Raw genomic sequence first — 17786 nt, 5'->3', positions numbered from 1 at the left:
GATTAGGGCAAAACGTAAATAATGCCGGTGGAATTAACTTATCCCGGAAAATGCGCGCCGGATCGTGATTAATCGATTTCTTTAACCGATATTTTCTTGCTTTCATCGAGCTTCGCCGCCTTGGCGCGGATGCGCTCTTCCAGCTGCTCGACCAGCTTGTCGTTGTCAAAACGCTCTTTCTGGCGTACGCCGTCGAGATAGAAACCGCTTTTTTTGCTGCTGCCGGTCAAGCCCAGGTCGGATACCGTGGCTTCCCCCGGGCCGTTGACGATACAGCCGATAATAGAGACATCCATCGGGGTAACAATATCTTCCAGCCTTTCTTCCAGGGCATTCACGGTGGAGATCACATCAAATTCCTGGCGGGAGCAGCTCGGACAGGCAATAAAGTTAATACCGCGGCTGCGTAATTTCAACGATTTTAAGATATCAAAACCGACCTTGATTTCTTCCACCGGATCCGCCGCCAGCGAAACACGCAGGGTATCGCCTATACCTTCGGATAATAACAGGCCTAAACCAACCGAAGATTTGACCGAGCCGGAGCGCAGGCCGCCGGCTTCGGTGATGCCTAAATGCAGCGGGTTGTCGATTTGCCTGGCCAGTAAACGATAGGCCCCGACCGCCAAAAAGACATCTGAGGCTTTGACACTGACCTTAAAGTCATGGAAGTTCAGGCCATCGAGAATATCGACATGGCGCATCGCCGATTCCAGCAAGGCTTCCGGCGTAGGTTCGGTATATTTTGCCTGGATATCTTTTTCCAGCGAGCCGCCGTTTACCCCGATGCGGATCGGAATATTCTTGTCACGGGCCGAGTCCACTACCGCGCGGATACGGTCGACATTACCGATATTACCCGGATTGATGCGCAAACAGTCGGCGCCATATTCCGCCACTTTAAGGGCAATACGGTAATCAAAATGAATATCGGTCACCAGCGGCACCCTGACCTGCTTTTTGATTTCTTTAAAGGCTTCTGCCGCATCCATGGTCGGTATGCTGACCCGGACAATATCCGCCCCGACCGCTTCCAGCGATTTGATCTGGGCAACCGTGGCCGCCACATCCGTGGTCAGGGTGTTGGTCATGGACTGTACCGAAATCGGCGCATCGCCGCCTACGGGGACATTGCCCACCATGATTTGACGGGACTTGCGGCGGATGATCGGAGATTCTTTAAACATAACAATTCAACATTTCTTTAAGGCAATAGCCGGGACAACCCCGACCCAGTGCAAAACAAATTAACTCAACTTACCGGCATTCTTAACTGTTAGGAACAACCTTTACGGACCCGGCGGGTTCATGGGTAAATTAAATTTAGCAATATTACTGCCGGGATAATTGGACATGTCCACTTCCTGGCCGTCAAAATTAATGGCCACCAGATCCGGGCGCCCTATGGTGATATTTAACGGGGCAACACCTGAAATGGTCATCACATAACCGGACTTTTTCAAACCGTAGGCAATGCGCTCCCCGGTGGCGTCAAAGATATTAACATAACAGTCGCCGGAAAAAGTAAATACCGCGGTAGACATGGGATTGGCTTGCTCCTGTATTTGCAGGGCCGTTAAATCCTGTGTTTCATCCACGCTTGCAGCTGCGCTGTCCTGGGTATCAATTTGCGCAACTTCACTGGCTGCGCTTTCCACCTGCTCAGCCACCTCTGCCTGTATCTCGTCCTTCACCTCACCAACGCCAGACTCGGCTTGAGCAGCTGAGGACTCCTGGCCAACAGCAGACGGCTGTGCGCTTTCATCCGGCTCTGGTGAGGCAGTCAAGGCCTTGGCTGCGGTTTCTGGCTCATTCGCCTGGCTGGTACCGGCTGTACTGGACGCTGCAGTCTCTGCCTTTGGCGTCTCGACCGGCGCTTTCTGCGGCAGGTTCAAGGTGTTATCTTCGTCTTTAACATCCTGCAACCACCACATCACGGTAGAGCCAATCAGCAGGGCAATCACCAGATAGCTGATCCACATCACCAGATTGGTTTCCGCCTGCTTCTTGGTAATTTTAGAAAAGCTTTGCAGCTCAGCTCCCTGGGCTTCGGCCACTCCCAGCATTTCATAGCTGGCCAGCACCTGCTCTACGGAAATATTCACCAGCTTGGCGTAATTGCGCAGATAACCGCGGTTAAACGTCGTCGGCAGGGATTTATCAAAGATTTCCGCTTCAATATCCCGCACCAGTCCCGGGCGAAAATTAAGCTTATCGGCAACCTGCTCCTGTGACAGTCCCATTTGTATCCGGGCTTCCGCCAGCATCTGTCCCGGGCCTATTACTTCCATGTCTTCGGATAATTCGGATGCGGTGTTTTCATCACTCATCAGGATTTTGCCGCCTTGTTCGGGTTGGATAAATAAATAACATCGCCTACACGTAAGATGCTGGACTCTTTAAGGTTGTTCCAGCGCTGAATGCTTCTCATAAAAATATTATACTTCTTGGAAATGGAAAATAAACTATCCCCGTATTCTACAACATGTACCGGAATAGTAATGGTTGTTTGTGGCTGTGAAGCAACATTTGAGCGCTTTTGCCCTTGTTTTGGCTTCTCCTCGGCCTTAGCTATGGTCTGACGAGTATTTTCGGCTTTAGCAACGGCCTGTTTTTTACCCGGAGACAGCACCACTATACGCTTTTTCGCACTGGCCAGGCCCTGTTCGCTTTTTTGATAACGCAGTGCCAATTCATCGGCGGGAATTTGTGCCAGCTCATTAACTAAATATTGTTTCGCCTGCCAGGAGGTTGGAAACATTTTCACCAACATCACGCCATAATTATTGGCAACACTGGTTTTCCCCTGCTTTTTATAGAGCTTATAGGCCAGTGCCAGGGCTTCGGCGCTGAAACGGCGCACCGATTTTTCAAATTTTTTCAGGTAAAGCTGGGCCTGGCGGTAATCTCCCCTGGCATATTGCAGGGTGACCATTTGCAACATCACAGCTGCCCTGCTGGGATTGTGCTGAATGGCTTTTTCAAGAAACTGCTCGGCCTGGTTGAAGTTATCAGCCTTTAAATGGCATAACGCCAGGTTTTCATAACTTTGCGCCACCTGCAGGTAGCTGGGTACGGCAATAGCTTTAAGAAACTGTTTTTCCGCCTGTTCGAGGCGGTTTTGCCGGCATAAAAATACCCCGTAGTTATTCAGGGTATCGGCATCATCGGACTCCAGGGACAACGCCTGTTCATAGGCCTCAACCGCCAGTTTGTTTTCCCCCACGGTTTCATAATAGTGGGCAAAGGCGGTATGTACCTGCACCAGCTTAGGGGCAAAACGTTTGGCTTTTTCCAGGTTGGATTTTGCCTGGGTGGTATTGCCCATTTTTAAGTAGCCCAGTGCCAGGGAAATCCGGGTTAAGGCAATATCATCGTTACTGGAGTCATTTTGCACCACAGGAGTATTGTCGCCGGCATACTCCTGGGTCACGCAGCCGGACAGCAAACTTAATGCAGTAAGGGTAAAAATAACCGGTTTAAATTTATCCATAACGAGCTGATGCCATTGGCCGAATATGTTATCACACCATTTTTACTGAAATTTCATCAGCTTTCACCTGTTTTTTTCCAGTTCTTTTGGTTCTGTCGAGAACATCACCGGCTAACTGGCCACAGGCGGCGTCGATATCATCACCTCGGGTACGTCGGGTGATCACCGTCAGCCCGTAAGATTGCAACACTTTGTCGAAGCGGTCGATACGGGAATTACTTGAGCGCTTATAAGGCGACCCCGGGTAGGGATTAAAAGGAATAAGGTTGATCTTACTCGGGGTATCTTTGAGGGCAATGGCCAGTTCATGGGCCTGATCTGTGCTGTCATTGACATGATCTAACATCACATATTCCACTGTCACTTGTTTATTGGCTTTAGAGCCATCGATATAACGGGCCGATGCCGCCAGGAAATCTTCCAGCGGATATTTTTTATTGATCGGTACCAGCTCGTCGCGCAAGGCATTGTTCGGCGCATGCACGGAAATTGCCAGGGCACAGTCGATTTTCTCTTTTAACATATCCAGCGCCGGCACCACACCTGAGGTACTGACGGTCACACGGCGTTTTGACAAGCCGTAACCCAGGTCGTTTAACATAGTATCAAGCGCCGGGATCAGGTTTTTCATGTTCAGCAAAGGCTCGCCCATGCCCATCATCACGATATTGGTAATAGGGCGGGTACCGGCAATACGGGTAGCGCCGATATCGTTGGCGACACGCCATACCTGACCGATGATCTCCGACATCGACAGGTTACGGTTGAACCCCTGCTGGGCAGTAGAGCAGAAAGTACATTCAAGGGCACAGCCCACCTGGGAAGACACACATAAGGTTGCCCGGTTATTTTCCGGGATCCATACGGTTTCCACTTCCTGACCGCCTTCAAGCATCAGGGCATATTTGATGGTGCCGTCGTTTGATACCTGCTTTTGGGAAATTTCCGGCGCCTTGATCTCGCAATTTCTTTGCAGTTTTTCCCTGAGCTTTTTATTAAGGTTGGTCATCTGCTCAAAATCGTCATAACCAAAATGATAAATCCATTTCATCAGCTGGTCGGCACGGAAAGGTTTTTCGCCGATAGAAGCAAAATATTCACGCATCATTTGATGGTCAAAATTAAGTAAATTAACCTTGGCAGTCGATTCGGTTATATTTTCATTCATATCGGGATCTCAAAACAGCAAATTTAAAAGGGGCAAGATTGTACACTTTTCATACGACAGTGACAATTTTAATCAACGAATAACACTTTTATTAACGCGCTTTTTCTCACTATGACAAGCACTGCGCTGATAAAAATATTATTTATCGTTATTGGCTAAGGCAAAATTCAGCCCGGTTAAAAGAAAGCAAAAGGATTTTACCAACGAATCGATAAAATCCTTTTTAAGGCTTATTAAGCCGAAGCTAAAGCATCGGCTTATCTGCTTTTAAACTTTGATTAACGAGTGCGTGGGCAGATTTCGTCATCAGAGAAGAAGTAAGCAATTTCACGGGCAGCTGATTCTAAAGCATCAGAACCGTGACAAGCGTTTTCGTCGATTGAGTCGGCGTAGTCAGCACGTAAAGTACCGGCTAAAGCTTCAGCCGGGTTAGTAGCACCCATGATTTCACGGTTTTTCAGTACCGCGTTTTCGCCTTCAAGCACCTGAACCATTACCGGGCCAGAAGTCATGAATTCAACTAAAGCACCAAAGAAAGGACGCTCGCTGTGCTCAGCGTAGAAACCTTCAGCTTTTTCTTTGCTTAAGTGAACCATTTTAGAAGCAACGATTTTTAAACCGGCAGTTTCAAAACGGTTGTAGATTTGACCAATAACATTTTTTGCTACTGCATCAGGTTTTACGATAGAAAAAGTACGTTCGATAGCCATTGTCAGCCCTCTTAAATATAAAATTAAATAACTTGGTAAAAATTTTGGCGCGATTATAGACCAATTATCCGTATTAACCAAGGGTTAAAAAATGTCAAAACAGTTACAGCCCGCCTAATGCCTGTTATTGGCATAGGCTTTCGTACGCAAGCGATATAGTTACTTACATTTTCAAAGGCCAGGGCAGGGAAAATAAGTGGACGTTGCCTTAGTAAAAGCCTAACCTTACTAAGTTTTCCTTTTAAAAAATAAAGCCCTCTTTTTTGTCCGCCTTAACAGCCCATGGACGATCATAAACAATGATATTGACTAACAAAAAAAATAAATCCGCAGCCCTATGAAAGATTTAACCCAAGGTTCCATTTTAAAACATTTGCTCAATCTCTCCCTGCCTATCGGCATCAGTATTTTGATCCAAAACCTGTATTTTCTTATCGATCTCTATTTTGTCAGCCAGCTCGGTCCGGTGGCTCTTGCCGGGGTCAGTGCCGCAGGCAACCTGACCTTATTAATCATCGGCATGACCCAAATAATCGCCGTCGGTACCGTCTCCCTGGTGGCCCAGGCCATAGGTAAAAAAGATAAAGCCGATGTCGATGTGATTTTCAACCAGGCACTGTTTATTGCCGGTGTGTTAACGGTATTGGTATTGCTATCCGGTTACCTGTTTGCCGATTATTATTTGACGTTAATGTCATCAGATCCCTTAGTGATTAACGATGGCAAGCAATATCTGCATTACTATCTGCCGAACCTGGCACTGCAATTTATGCTGGTGGTAATGTCGTCCGCCTTAAGGGGCGCGGGTATCGTCAAACCCGGTATGGTGATCCAGTTTATCAGTGTCTTTATAAACATCATCCTTACGCCGGTATTAGTCGCCGGCTGGTTTACCGGGCATGCCATGGGCGTTGCCGGAGCCGGCCTGGCCAGCTCTATTGCCATGGCGGCGGCCGTGGTCCTGATGTTTATTTATTTCCTTAAAGTAGGACAATACTTCTCCTTTAATAAAAACTTGTTAATACCCGCCGGCAAACCGATCAAACGCATCCTCGCCATAGGCTTTCCCTCCGGTGGTGAATTTTTTATGCTGTTTTTTTATATGGCAATTATTTACTGGGCCATCAAAGATTTTGGCTCTGCCGCCCAGGCGGGATTCGGTTTAGGCTCGCGCTTGATGCAGGCAGTTTTTATGCCGGCGATGGCGATTGCTTTTGCCCTGCCGGCACTGGCGGGACAAAACTACGGGGCAAAACAGTATTCCCGGGTCAGGTCGACTTTTAAGGTTTCCGCTTTGGTGATCAGTGCCATGATGGCGTCTTTTTCTTTATTTTGCCTGCTGACACCCGAACTGATGCTAAAACCTTTTACCCGGGATGCTGAGGTGATCAAGGTCGCCAGCGGTTTTTTGCAGATTATTTCCTTTAACTTTGTCCCCGCCGGACTGATCTTTACCTGCTCTGGCATGTTTCAGGGCATGGGCAATACCTGGCCCTCGATGATCAGTATGTCGCTGCGCCTGGTGATTTTTGCACTGCCGGTGTTCTGGCTCAGCCAAAAAGCAAATTACCCGCTGGAATATATCTGGTATATCTCGATTACCGCGCTGGTGATCCAAATGTTTTTCAGTCTGTATTTACTTAAGCTGGAGTTTGCCAAAAAACTAAAACCGGAAATCGGCGATAAAGCGATAAGTGAAACTGAAGAAAAACAAGGCGGTGAAATAGATGCCGGTGAAGAAATACCGGCAAAAGGCAATTAGCCCCTCAGCGGCAACGGCGTAATTTTTAAGTTACGCCGCCCGGGATTTAGGCAAGGTTAGATACTGATCCTGCGGTATTCCCGGTATTCAGGCTTCCAGAAATTACGTTCGATTTTTTCCGTTAACATTTCGTCCGACAATTCCAGCGCCAGCCCCTGTTTCATCGCCAGCTTACCGATATTAAAGGCAATCGCCTTGCTTAAATCGGCAATCGCTGTCAGCGGCGGTAACAACTCCCCTTCACCGGTATTGGCCAGCGGAGAGTTATTGGCCAGGGTTTCACTGGCCACCATCAACATTTCATCGGTAATGCGGTTAACATTGGCGGACACTATGCCCAGGCCGATGCCGGGGAAAATATAACTGTTGTTGCACTGGGCAACAGGGTAAGTTTTTCCTTTATAATCGACCGGTTCAAACGGGCTGCCGGTTGCGATGATCACTTCCCCTTCGGTCCAGTGAATCACCTGCTCTGGCGTTGCTTCCACCTGGCGGGACGGGTTACTTAACGGGAAGATGATCGGCAGTTCGCAATGGGATTTCATCGCCCGGATAATTTGCTCGGTAAATAAACCTGCTTGCCCGGAAACACCGATCAGGATATCCGGCCTGGCGTTATTCATCACTTCCAGCAATGAGGCATATTCCCCTTCAATATCCCAGGCGGCCACGGCATCTTTACCCTGTACCAGTTTTGCCTGGAAATCCCGTAACTCGTCCATGCCCTGGGTTAGCAGGCCATAGCGGTCAATCATATAAACCTGGCTGCGGGCCTGCTCAGGGGAGGCGCCTTCGCTGATCATCTGGCTGATGATCTGCTCGGCAATCCCACAACCGGCAGAGCCGGCACCGACAAAAGCAACTTTTTGCGACGACAAAGCCATCCCCTTAGTGCGACAAGCCGCCAGCAAGGAGCCGACAGTTACCGAAGCCGTGCCCTGAATATCATCGTTGAAGCAGCAAATTTCATCACGGTAACGGTTTAACAACGGCATGGCATTAGGCTGGGCAAAGTCTTCAAATTGCAGCATAACATGAGGCCAGCGGCGTTTTACCGCCTGGATAAAGAGATCGACAAATTCATCATATTCTTGCTGGCCGATACGCTTATGACGCCAGCCCATATACATAGGATCGTTGAGCAGTTTTTCATTATTGGTGCCGACATCCAGCATCACCGGCAAAGCATAGGCCGGGCTGATACCGCCACAGGCGGTATATAAAGATAACTTACCGATAGGAATGCCCATGCCGCCGATACCCTGATCGCCAAGACCCAGGATACGCTCGCCGTCGGTGACGACGATCACCTTGACCTTATTTTTGGTGGCATTACGCAGAATATCATCAATATGGTCGCGCTCGGCATAAGAAATAAACAAGCCGCGGGAGCTGCGGTAAATATCGGAAAATTGCTCACAGGCATCGCCGACGGTCGGGGTATAGATGATCGGCATCATTTCCGCCAGATGCGCCTGGATCAGGCGGTGAAACAAGGTTTCATTGTTATCCTGAATCGCCCGCAAATAAATATGCTTGTTGATATTATTGCTAAAGCTGCTGTATTGCATATACGCCCGCTCGACCTGCTCTTCAATGGTCTCATAACTTGGCGGCAATAAGCCGGTTAAGTTAAAACTTGCCCGCTCCTGTGCGCTAAAGGCACTGCCTTTATTTAACAATGGGGTTTCCAATAAGGCGGGACCGGCGTAGGGAATATAGAGCGGACGTTTTTTGCTTTTGCTGCTTTGATTCATAGGTGATGATATAACTTAGATTAGAGTGAGTAATTGTAGCGGATGCCGTTATAAATTGTTCATTTTCTTATGCGTTTTCTTGCGCTAATAGCGAATTTTATCCGGACAAAAAATGAAGCGGGCACAGTATAAAGGAAGTTTTGCCGACAAAAAAGCCAACCAGTTGGTCAAGAAAAGTAAATGGCGAAAAAATGCCCTACAGGCCTTGATTTACGGGAGCAGGCGCCACACTGGTCAGTCCACCTGACTCAACCAAGCCATTTGGCTCCCTTCCAAAACCTGTTCGCCGCGGAACGATTTTAAGCGGGTCATGGTTAACGCGCTCAATCGACCTCGCTTAACCAGGCCATTTGGATCCCTTCCAAAACCCGTTCGCCGCGGAACGGTTTTGGCGGATCATGGTTAACGCTATTAATCCACCTCGCTTAACCAGGCCATTTGGATCCCTTCCAAGACCCGTTCGCCACAATGCTTAGGGTCATCGGCAAAATCTTCCAGTGCCAGCACCCAGTCCCTTAAATCGGTAAAATGTATTGTCAGCGGATCCACATGCGGATGCCGCTCCATCAACGCCAAGGCAATTTCTTGTGAATCCGACCAGTACAATGCCATATCAGCCCCTAAATACCAGATGAAACCATAAAAAATCGGCAAGCAGCATTAATATTAACCACAAGAAAATAACCCGGGTTCTGCGGCATAGTTTACAGTCGGTATGCCACCATGATTTAATTGATTTTTTCACCTTTCCCGGTAACCCTTGCCCAGATATCACTTCTGTTTACTAGTATATACCCAATAAAGCGTTACAGGTGAAGTCTTTACCTAACGCACCTGTTTCCGGCAACAGCTTAAGACAATAAGGCAAAGCCCCCGGGCACATGATAAACATTGTTAAAACCATAGCGACTCAGGGTTCGGGCAGCGGCATCGCTGCGGTTGCCGCTGCGGCAGATACAGACAAAAGTGCTGCTGTTTTTTTCTTTTCTGTGGCGGTTAACAAAGTTGGTTAGTTGCGACAGGGGAATATTCACCAGCTGTTTGCCGGAAATACATTCTTCCGGATAGGCATCGAACTCGTGGGGCTCACGCACATCAACTATGGTTGCCGCCGGGTTATCCGCCATAAACTGTTTCAATTTATCCGGGGTGATATCACCGATTTTTGCGGTACTGGTGCTGATGCTGCCGCAATAGCTGTGGTTATCCGCCGGCGGCAACTTGGCATCAATTTCGGCTTTTTGCCGGGCAAATTCCTGTGCGCTGATGTCACCGTCAAGCACATCGCTGAGCAACTTGTTGGTGCGCTTTTCCATCGCCAGGCAGGTGCTGAACAGCTGCTGGTAATCGTGGCTGGGACAAAGCAAGGTATCATCGGCGATCACCGCGGCTAAATTGCGTAAAGACTGATACATCTTTTCCCCGGAGCTTTCCGGCAAATCCACCCGGCCAAGGCCGCCGATTTGCAGGGTATCGCCGACAAAGGCAAATTCGATATCCTGTGCCTGTAAGCGATTGTCTTTGGCGGTGCCCAGCAAATAACAAACACTGTTGTCGGTATGGCCGGGCAAAGGTAATTTTGCCAGCACCTTAGCCCCGACGGCAATGGCACTTACCTGCAGGCCGTTATCCAGGCTCACCGTAGCGCTGTTTTTATTCCAGCCAAGATGATCATAATCGCTGGACAGCATTTGCTCGGTGATCAACTCGCGGACAATTTCACTGCTGAGCAACTGGCCGTCATGGCGGTGAGTTTCCAGTACGCCGTTCACCTGGTAGTTCTGGCATTTCACCAGGGTTTCAAATTTATTCACCAGCTCGGGGATCATATCCAGGACAATACACTCACCCGCTGCTTTATCGACATAACACCAGGTACATTGCTGGTCATACACCCACTGCTGCAGGCCGTCGACGGCAAACTCACTGTTATCCTCGGTATCCGAGAGGATCAAACAGCTGTGATGCAGCGCCTTCACCGCTTGCTTAATCCCCTGGCAGGCATCATCGATTTCCTGTTGAGTTGTCGCGGGACCAAAAGACATACGGATAGCCGAGTCACTTTGCCACTTGGGTTTACCCATGGCTTCAAGCACAAAACTGCCGCTGACTTTCGACGAACAGGCCGAGCCCGAGCTCACCCGGATATGGGCGGCATCGAATAAATCCATGATGTCTTTACTGGAGAGGCCTTTAACGGAGAAATTTAACGTGGTCGGCAATGAACAATCAAAATCATGGTTAAAAACAATTTCCGGAAAGGCCTGCCGTAAGGTTTGCGTTAACTGCTCGCGGTAACCGAGCAAAACCTCATGGCTTTTGAAGGTATCGTCTTCGTCATCGTCCAGCAGGGATAAAATCGCCTGGATGGCGGCAATGCCGGGTAAGTTTTCCGTGCCGGAGCGCAAACCGCTTTCCTGACCGCCGCCGGCAATAAAGGGCGTATAAGGGGCGCCTTCACGCACATATAAAATGCCTATGCCCTTGGGGGCATATAACTTATGGCCGCTAAAAGGCGCATAATCTATGCTGGTGTTGGCGATATCCAGGGAGAATTTCCCCAATGCCTGCACACAATCTACCATCCACAGCACTGTGTCGTTACCCCGGCGGATCACCGACTCAAGCGCCTTGAGATCCTGAAAAACGCCGGTTTCATTATTGGCGGCCATGGTACAGACAATCAGGGCATTCGCAACATGCTGCTCAATAAAGGCCAGATCTAAGATGCCGCGCTCATCAACCGGGATCGCCAGTACTTCGGCGCCGATATTAAGCATCTGATTCCAGTGCTTTAACGTTTCCGGCACTGCTTTATGCTCGGTAGCCCCATATAAGAGCACAGGTTTATCAAGCTTGGTCGCCAATTCACGGCTGGCATTAAGTGCCGAGATAATCGCCGTTTGTATGCCTTCGGTAGCACCGCTGGTAAAAGTAATTTCCCCGCTGGGGGCGCCGATAACCTTACGCACCAGATTACGCGTGGTTTCTAAAATATACTTGGCCTTGATGCCGGTAATATGACTGCTGCTGGGATTACCGTAACAAAGCTGCATGGCATGAGAAGCCGCCGCCGCGGCCTGGGGTAACACCGGTGTGGTGGCATTGTTATCGAGATAAATCTCATCTTTTTGCGGTTGGATATCAGTGAGCGTCAGCATAAGAAATACTTTTATTGGTTAAATAAAGAAACAATTCAACGTTGAATATATCGGGTCATTCTATCCACTTATAACAAAAGAATCTAATTTATATTTAAAACTTTTAAGTGATAAAAATGGCCTGGTTATAACTATAATTGATTATCTGTTGGGCAAAGGCGTATTCCAGCAGCAATAACACAACCAGGCTTACTCATGCTTGACTGTTATTTTCCCCCGGCCTGGCCTTGTTAAAAGTAAAATCATAAAAGTACTTGTTTATTATTTAATTATTATGAATAGTGGCGGAGTCGATATCGCTAAAGCTTAGGCTCAAGGAAAGTCCGCTAACATGAAATGCTCTGCCTCCCTCCACTGCACCGGTTTGTTGTTGCTGTTAAGCAGCTTTATTTTCCCTTTATCCGCCAAAGCAGTTGCCGACTGGCAAATAAGCCAGTTGCCGGTAAAAGCCTCACTGAGAAGCAGCGCGGCTACAGCAAAAAGCTTATGGGTGGCAGGCACGAAAAACCGGGTCTATATCAGCAAAAATAACGGCAAAACCTGGTCGGATATTTCTCCCAAGTTAGCCAAGCAGCATGATTTTAGGGATATCGCGGTACTCAATGAAAATACCGCCATTATCATGTCTGCCGGGGAAGGCAGCCAGTCGAAACTACTCATCACCCGGGATCAGGGAAAAAGCTGGCAGCTGCTCAGGGAAAACCGCCATGAAAAAGGTTTTTATGACTCCATTGCTTTTCTCAATGAACAGACAGGCTTCTTGCTCGGGGATCCGGTAGGCGGCCACTTTGTTATCGAACATACCCAAGATCAGGGCAAGAGTTGGCAGAGAGTCGATCCAAAGCGGTTACCGGCAATACAGGAAAACGAAATCGCTTTCGCCGCCAGCGGCAATACCCTGATCACAGCCGAGACAAAAGATATCTGGTTTGCCACCGGCGGCTTGTCCGCCTTTGTATACCACTCAAATGATTTGGGGGCAAGTTGGCAAAAGCAGCCGCTGCCCCTGCACCAGACAACAAAAACCGCCGGGCCCTATGCCTTAGCCGTTAATAACAAAAACCAGCTGTTTGCCCTGGGAGGAGATTACCTGAAACGCGGCGGCACTTACCCCAACATTGCCGCTTTAAAACAGGGAAAATGGCAAAGCCTGGACTCGGGTCAAAACGGTTTACGCACCGCCATGAGTTGCATAAAAAATATCTGCCTGGCAACAGGCAAACTCAGCACAGATATTTCCTATGATCACGGCCAAAGCTGGCAGCAGTTTTCCCGGCAAGGCTTTTACACCTTAGCCGCCAACAAGCAAACGATCCTGGCCGCCGGAGCAGAGGGAAAAGTGGCAGTATTTACCCCCGATAACTTCACCAATAAAGAGGCGAGTAAAACCGCCGCCAAACACAATTACTAATCCGTTTCATACAACAGGAAATTTGAATGGCCATCATCACCTTCTCCGAAGAAGAAAAAAGCACTATCGTCAGCCAGGTACAAAAGTATTTTCAAAAAGAACTTGATCAGGATCTCGGCCAATTCGATGCCGAATTTTTGCTGGACTTTTTCGCCGAGAAAATCGGCGTATATTTTTATAACCGCGGCCTGAACGACGCACAAAACGTACTTACCGGCAAACTGGCGGATCTGGCACTGGAAATGGAAGAAGCTTTAGATGAAATTGAAAAGCCCACGGAATTGAGCAAATAGCAAGAGCTACTAATCAGCACTTGTTCACATGTGATTGGATATACCATACATCCTGTATATCTTCGCTCTTTCACATCCGTGTGAGCGCGAAATACCATACATCCTGTATATCTTCGCTCTTTCACATCCGTGTGAGCGCGAAATACCATACATCCTGTATATAAAAAGGGGAATTAGCACTTGGTTCATTCCCCTTTCTTTAATTAACGAATTTTATCCTAAGACAAACTATAAGTTGATCTTCACGGAAACCGGACAGTGATCACTTAAGGTTTGTGATAGTTCCCGGCTGTATTTCTCATCAAACACCAGCTGGTCGAAAGAACCTTTCACATAATGTTTTTTCGCTTCCGGGTTAAAGATTATATGGTCGATATAATCTTTATAATAACCGCCCCAGCACGCCGAATCGGCGGTGGCGGTCGGTGTCCATAAATCTTCCGCACCTTCGTCATCCAGTGCCTGCCACAGGCCTTGATTTTCCGGGTAATTGAGGGCGATGTCGCGGGAGAAACGACGGTTAAAGTCACCTAAGACAATAAAAGGCACCTGCTCTGACGCCCTTTGGTCGATCCAGTTTTCCAGCGGCGAAATCTGCTTGCTCAGCTTTTCACAGGCTTCTTTGCGTTTGGCTTCTTTTTTCGACGTGCTCGGCATCGCGCTGACACTTACTTTATCCAGCGGCGAGTCAAAACAACCGGACTTTAAATGTACCGCCAGCAGCTGTATTTTTTTGTCGCCTTTGGACAAGGTAACGTCCATGCCGTTACGTACCCGGCCAACATCCAGGGCTTTATATTCCTGTGCTTTAACGGCATAACCTGAGGATTTTTTTACCGCAACCCCGACCCTTTGCACCCAGTCTTTGGTGGAAAAGTAATAGTCGTAGTCGTCGCCGAACACCTTGCGGGCCCAGCTTGCATCTTCAACTTCCTGCAGGGCAATAACATCGGCATTCAGTTTTTTCGCATAATGCGCCAGCTGCTGGTAATCACTGTCTTTACGTTCATTATATTCATGTGAGCCTAACCAGGCGATGTTCCATGAAGCAAATTTCAGTTCTTCTGCCTGAGCCACACCGGCTTGGAATAAAGTGGAGATGGCCATCCCCAGAGATAATACTGCTTTTTTCACTCGTAATCCGCTTTATTATGCTGTTATCAAGCTGGCCAGAATAAAAGCACTTGGCAAAGATGTCCAGTATAATCCGTCACGGGTGTCAATTACTCCATCAGGCATAACGGTTATTTTCCCGGCTTTTTTCCGATGAATAATTTTCATCTCAAGATGAAAATAACTTGATCTCACATCAGTTTTTCTACATCGCGAAAGCGTATAATAACACCACTATTTGGCTTGCCCTTACAGATATTCATAGCAAGGGCTGAAGTGCAAAAGCTTTGTCAAAAAAAGCTTTTCACAAGAGAATTAGCAAGGTTTTATCTATGATGCAAATTACCGATATGCAAAAAGAGCAGCAAATCCAGCCGCTTTTTCGTCTTGGTTTTCGGCCGTTTTTCCTGTTTGGCGCACTTTTCAGTGTGCTCAGTGTCATTATCTGGGTGCTGATTTACCGGGGAGTCACTAGCTTCACCCCGTTTGCCGGCGGTTACTGGTGGCATATCCATGAAATGGTATTTGGTTTTGCCGGTGCCATTATCGCCGGTTTCCTGTTAACGGCGGTACAAAACTGGACCGGCATCCGCGGAGTGCAGGGTAAGCTGCTCACCGGCTTATTTTCCCTCTGGGTCGCCGGACGCCTGGTGCTGTTATTTCCCGATGTACTCGGTTATACCTTAAGCGCCATTATTGATCTCAGTTTTTTGCCTGCGGTGGCAATAGTGCTTGCCCGGCCTATCCTGGCGATCAAACAATACCGTAACTTATTTTTTGTTCCCTTGCTGGTAGTACTGACCCTGGTCAACCTGGAAATGTATCTGGCTACGGTATATCCGCAAACCTTTCTAATCAACTACACCGGCTATACCGCAGTCTTGCTGGTGACCCTGTTGATGTCGGTGATGGCAGGCCGGGTTACCCCTATGTTTACCGCCAACGGCACAGGCACGAAAAAAGCCGACCCCCTGCCCTGGCTGGAAAGGGCCTGCACCGCCAGCCTGGCCATCGCCACCTTATCCCTGTTATTACAGCCCCTGCTAGGCTTTAGCCCGGTATTTTTCGGCAGCGTATTGATTTTTTCCGGTGTCTTCCAGGGGATCCGCTGGCTGCGCTGGCGCCCGTGGATCACCTTAGCGGTACCGCTGTTATGGTCATTACATGCAGCGCTGAAATTTATCTGGTTCGGCTTAATCCTGTTGGGGGTGAGCTACATCATTGCAGAAGTGCCCAGCAACCATGTCTGGCACCTACTGACCATAGGCGGCATGGGCGGCTTGATCCTGGCGATGATCTCCCGGGTAAGCCTGGGCCATACCGGCCGGCCATTAATGCCGCCTAAACTTTTATCCTATGGTTTTGCCCTGATCAGTATTTCCAGCCTGTTACGGGTGTTCGGTCCCTGGGGGGCGCCGGCCTACACCCTTTACTTTATTGAGCTAAGTGCCGTGTGCTGGTTTATCGCCTATGGCGCCTTTATTTTCAAATACGGCCCTATGCTGACCGCCCCCCGCGCCGATGGTCGCCCGGGTTAACAACTGCTCATCCCTTATTTCATCTCATTCCCAACCTTAGCGCCGGCAGGCTGCAAATATCTTATCCTGATATTTGCAGCCCCGCAGCGGCTAGTATCACGGCTCCCCCGGATGCCCTCCTGTCTTTCAGAAAAATACGCTTGTCCCGCCGGGGAGAAATCCGTAAGCTGAACCTTTCGCTTCCCCACTTTACTAGAAACAGAGACCTAACAGATGCATGCGGTTTTTCTCGATCTGCAAACCTTCAGCATAGCCAATGCAAATAGCCCGGCTGCCGCCACAAGTACAGCCCTTAAAAACATTAACGGCCAGGTGACAAAACTAACTTGTTATAACACCACCACACCCGAACAGGTGGTCGAGCGCTGCCGGGAAGCCGATATAGTGATCAGTAACAAGGTGGTGCTCGATAAAACAATTTTGATGCAATTACCTCAATTAAAACTAATTTGTATCGCCGCCACCGGCAGCAACAATATTGACTTGGCAACCGCACGTACCCAGGGAATTGCCGTCACCAATGTTACCGGTTATGCGAACGCATCGGTGGCGCAATATGTTTTTGCCCAGATCTTGGAATACTTTCACCAGACCAGCCACCACAATCGCAACACCGAGCGCGGCCTGTGGCAGCAAAACCCGACCTTTTGCCTGCACGGCAATGCCATTACCGAGCTTGCCGGTAAAACCCTGGGCATTATCGGTTACGGCAGCCTGGGCCAGGCGGTCGCCAAAATTGCCGCCGCCTTTGATATCAAGGTATTAATTGGTGAGCGCCCCGGCGCCAAAAGCTTAAGGCCCGGTCGCTGCACCTTTGACTTTTTACTGCAGCATTCAGATATTGTCAGCCTGCATTGCCCGCTAACGGCCGACACCAGACATTTGATGAATGAGCAAAGCTTTCAACACATGAAACCAACAGCCATGCTGATCAACACCGCCCGCGGCGATCTGATAGACAACCGGGCGCTACTAGCCGCCCTGAAAAACGGGGAGCTCGCCTGTGCGGTACTCGATGTGCTGGATCAGGAGCCGCCACCGGCCGACCACCCTTTACTAATAAGCAGGCTAAACAACGAGATAGACTGCGGCCCGAACAAATTGAAAATTACCGGTCATATTGCCTGGGCCAGCGAGCAGGCCCAGCAAAGACTGCTTGATGGTATCGCAGCAAATATTTGTGCCTATCGCGAGCAAAAGTCCCTTAACCGCCTGGATAAATAAAGCAATAGCTCGGACAGCATCTCCCCTAATAACAGCATTTAGACAATACGGGAAAACCTTACAACAGATCATGATAATTTATTGAATTAAAATGGACTTTTTAATGGCTGGCTTTTATTCTCTAGCTGTTAAATTCTCAGATTTTTAAGGATAAAA

14 protein-coding genes are annotated in these 17786 nt (G+C 48.6%); 5 read left to right on the top strand and 9 right to left on the bottom strand.

Annotated features, from left to right (window positions below; translation table 11 throughout):
• Positions 1 to 68: 68 nt before the first annotated feature.
• From ispG to ndk, 5 genes are all read right to left on the bottom strand, one after another.
• Entirely contained in the window at positions 69 to 1187 is a 1119-nt protein-coding gene (ispG, locus tag SG35_RS04375; RefSeq protein ID WP_044831862.1) for a flavodoxin-dependent (E)-4-hydroxy-3-methylbut-2-enyl-diphosphate synthase, read from the bottom strand.
• A gap of 102 nt (positions 1188 to 1289) precedes the next feature.
• The gene (locus SG35_RS04370; protein ID WP_044831863.1) at positions 1290 to 2330 is read right to left on the bottom strand and encodes a RodZ domain-containing protein; all 1041 of its coding nucleotides are present in this window, start codon (positions 2328 to 2330) and stop codon (positions 1290 to 1292) included.
• The gene (pilW, locus tag SG35_RS04365) at positions 2330 to 3493 is read right to left on the bottom strand and encodes a type IV pilus biogenesis/stability protein PilW (RefSeq protein ID WP_053042898.1); all 1164 of its coding nucleotides are present in this window, start codon (positions 3491 to 3493) and stop codon (positions 2330 to 2332) included. Before pilW ends, SG35_RS04370 begins: the two co-directional genes overlap by 1 nt.
• 31 nt (positions 3494 to 3524) lie before the next feature.
• Positions 3525 to 4661 carry a dual-specificity RNA methyltransferase RlmN gene (rlmN, locus tag SG35_RS04360; protein WP_053042899.1) on the bottom strand — a complete coding sequence of 379 codons (1137 nt, stop codon included), beginning with the start codon at positions 4659 to 4661 and terminating at the stop codon, positions 3525 to 3527.
• A gap of 278 nt (positions 4662 to 4939) precedes the next feature.
• Positions 4940 to 5371, bottom strand: coding sequence for a nucleoside-diphosphate kinase (gene ndk, locus SG35_RS04355; protein ID WP_044831864.1), 432 nt, complete (start codon positions 5369 to 5371; stop codon positions 4940 to 4942).
• 337 nt (positions 5372 to 5708) lie between these two features.
• Between ndk and SG35_RS04350 the strand changes: the two genes are divergently transcribed.
• Positions 5709 to 7133 (top strand): MATE family efflux transporter, encoded by a 1425-nt coding sequence (locus SG35_RS04350; RefSeq protein WP_044831865.1) that lies wholly within the window; start codon positions 5709 to 5711, stop codon positions 7131 to 7133.
• Between the two features lie 56 nt (positions 7134 to 7189).
• Here the strand turns inward: SG35_RS04350 and SG35_RS04345 are convergent, their stop codons facing one another.
• The 3 genes from SG35_RS04345 to SG35_RS04335 all read right to left on the bottom strand — a co-directional run bounded on the left by SG35_RS04345 (position 7190) and on the right by SG35_RS04335 (position 12051).
• Entirely contained in the window at positions 7190 to 8890 is a 1701-nt protein-coding gene (locus SG35_RS04345) for an NAD-dependent malic enzyme (protein WP_044831866.1), read from the bottom strand.
• A gap of 411 nt (positions 8891 to 9301) precedes the next feature.
• The gene (iscX, locus tag SG35_RS04340) at positions 9302 to 9502 is read right to left on the bottom strand and encodes a Fe-S cluster assembly protein IscX (protein ID WP_044831867.1); all 201 of its coding nucleotides are present in this window, start codon (positions 9500 to 9502) and stop codon (positions 9302 to 9304) included.
• Positions 9503 to 9741: 239 nt separating this feature from the next.
• A complete protein-coding gene (locus SG35_RS04335) occupies positions 9742 to 12051 on the bottom strand; it encodes an aminotransferase class V-fold PLP-dependent enzyme (protein WP_201777767.1) in 2310 nt (769 codons plus the stop codon).
• A gap of 331 nt (positions 12052 to 12382) precedes the next feature.
• On the opposite strand from SG35_RS04335, the gene SG35_RS04330 reads away from it, so the two are divergent.
• Together SG35_RS04330 and SG35_RS04325 are read left to right on the top strand one after the other, a co-directional pair.
• Positions 12383 to 13462 (top strand): WD40/YVTN/BNR-like repeat-containing protein, encoded by a 1080-nt coding sequence (locus SG35_RS04330; RefSeq protein ID WP_044831868.1) that lies wholly within the window; start codon positions 12383 to 12385, stop codon positions 13460 to 13462.
• A 26-nt stretch (positions 13463 to 13488) separates the two neighbouring features.
• Positions 13489 to 13755, top strand: a complete 267-nt coding sequence (locus SG35_RS04325; protein WP_044831869.1) for a DUF2164 domain-containing protein — start codon at positions 13489 to 13491, stop codon at positions 13753 to 13755.
• 228 nt (positions 13756 to 13983) lie between these two features.
• On the opposite strand, the gene SG35_RS04320 is transcribed toward SG35_RS04325, so the two are convergent.
• Positions 13984 to 14889 carry an endonuclease/exonuclease/phosphatase family protein gene (locus SG35_RS04320; RefSeq protein WP_044831870.1) on the bottom strand — a complete coding sequence of 302 codons (906 nt, stop codon included), beginning with the start codon at positions 14887 to 14889 and terminating at the stop codon, positions 13984 to 13986.
• Between the two features lie 311 nt (positions 14890 to 15200).
• On the opposite strand from SG35_RS04320, the gene SG35_RS04315 reads away from it, so the two are divergent.
• Positions 15201 to 16406 (top strand): NnrS family protein, encoded by a 1206-nt coding sequence (locus SG35_RS04315; RefSeq protein WP_053042900.1) that lies wholly within the window; start codon positions 15201 to 15203, stop codon positions 16404 to 16406.
• Positions 16407 to 16619: 213 nt separating this feature from the next.
• The gene (locus SG35_RS04310; RefSeq protein WP_044831871.1) at positions 16620 to 17630 is read left to right on the top strand and encodes a D-2-hydroxyacid dehydrogenase; all 1011 of its coding nucleotides are present in this window, start codon (positions 16620 to 16622) and stop codon (positions 17628 to 17630) included.
• The last annotated feature ends 156 nt before the right edge of the window (positions 17631 to 17786 follow it).

Source organism: Thalassomonas actiniarum, from assembly GCF_000948975.2.
Classification (GTDB): Bacteria; Pseudomonadota; Gammaproteobacteria; order Enterobacterales; family Alteromonadaceae; genus Thalassomonas; species Thalassomonas actiniarum.
This window is presented reverse-complemented; position numbering and strand designations above follow the sequence as displayed.

Coding starts and splice junctions, on each gene's coding strand:
- ispG (WP_044831862.1), bottom strand. CDS start 1,187: ATGTTTAAAGAATCTCCGATCATCCGCCGCAAGTCCCGTCAAATCATG.
- iscX (WP_044831867.1), bottom strand. CDS start 9,502: ATGGCATTGTACTGGTCGGATTCACAAGAAATTGCCTTGGCGTTGATG.
- pilW (WP_053042898.1), bottom strand. CDS start 3,493: ATGGATAAATTTAAACCGGTTATTTTTACCCTTACTGCATTAAGTTTG.
- SG35_RS04325 (WP_044831869.1), top strand. CDS start 13,489: ATGGCCATCATCACCTTCTCCGAAGAAGAAAAAAGCACTATCGTCAGC.
- SG35_RS04330 (WP_044831868.1), top strand. CDS start 12,383: ATGAAATGCTCTGCCTCCCTCCACTGCACCGGTTTGTTGTTGCTGTTA.
- rlmN (WP_053042899.1), bottom strand. CDS start 4,661: ATGAATGAAAATATAACCGAATCGACTGCCAAGGTTAATTTACTTAAT.
- ndk (WP_044831864.1), bottom strand. CDS start 5,371: ATGGCTATCGAACGTACTTTTTCTATCGTAAAACCTGATGCAGTAGCA.
- SG35_RS04310 (WP_044831871.1), top strand. CDS start 16,620: ATGCATGCGGTTTTTCTCGATCTGCAAACCTTCAGCATAGCCAATGCA.
- SG35_RS04335 (WP_201777767.1), bottom strand. CDS start 12,051: ATGCTGACGCTCACTGATATCCAACCGCAAAAAGATGAGATTTATCTC.
- SG35_RS04370 (WP_044831863.1), bottom strand. CDS start 2,330: ATGAGTGATGAAAACACCGCATCCGAATTATCCGAAGACATGGAAGTA.
- SG35_RS04345 (WP_044831866.1), bottom strand. CDS start 8,890: ATGAATCAAAGCAGCAAAAGCAAAAAACGTCCGCTCTATATTCCCTAC.
- SG35_RS04350 (WP_044831865.1), top strand. CDS start 5,709: ATGAAAGATTTAACCCAAGGTTCCATTTTAAAACATTTGCTCAATCTC.
- SG35_RS04315 (WP_053042900.1), top strand. CDS start 15,201: ATGATGCAAATTACCGATATGCAAAAAGAGCAGCAAATCCAGCCGCTT.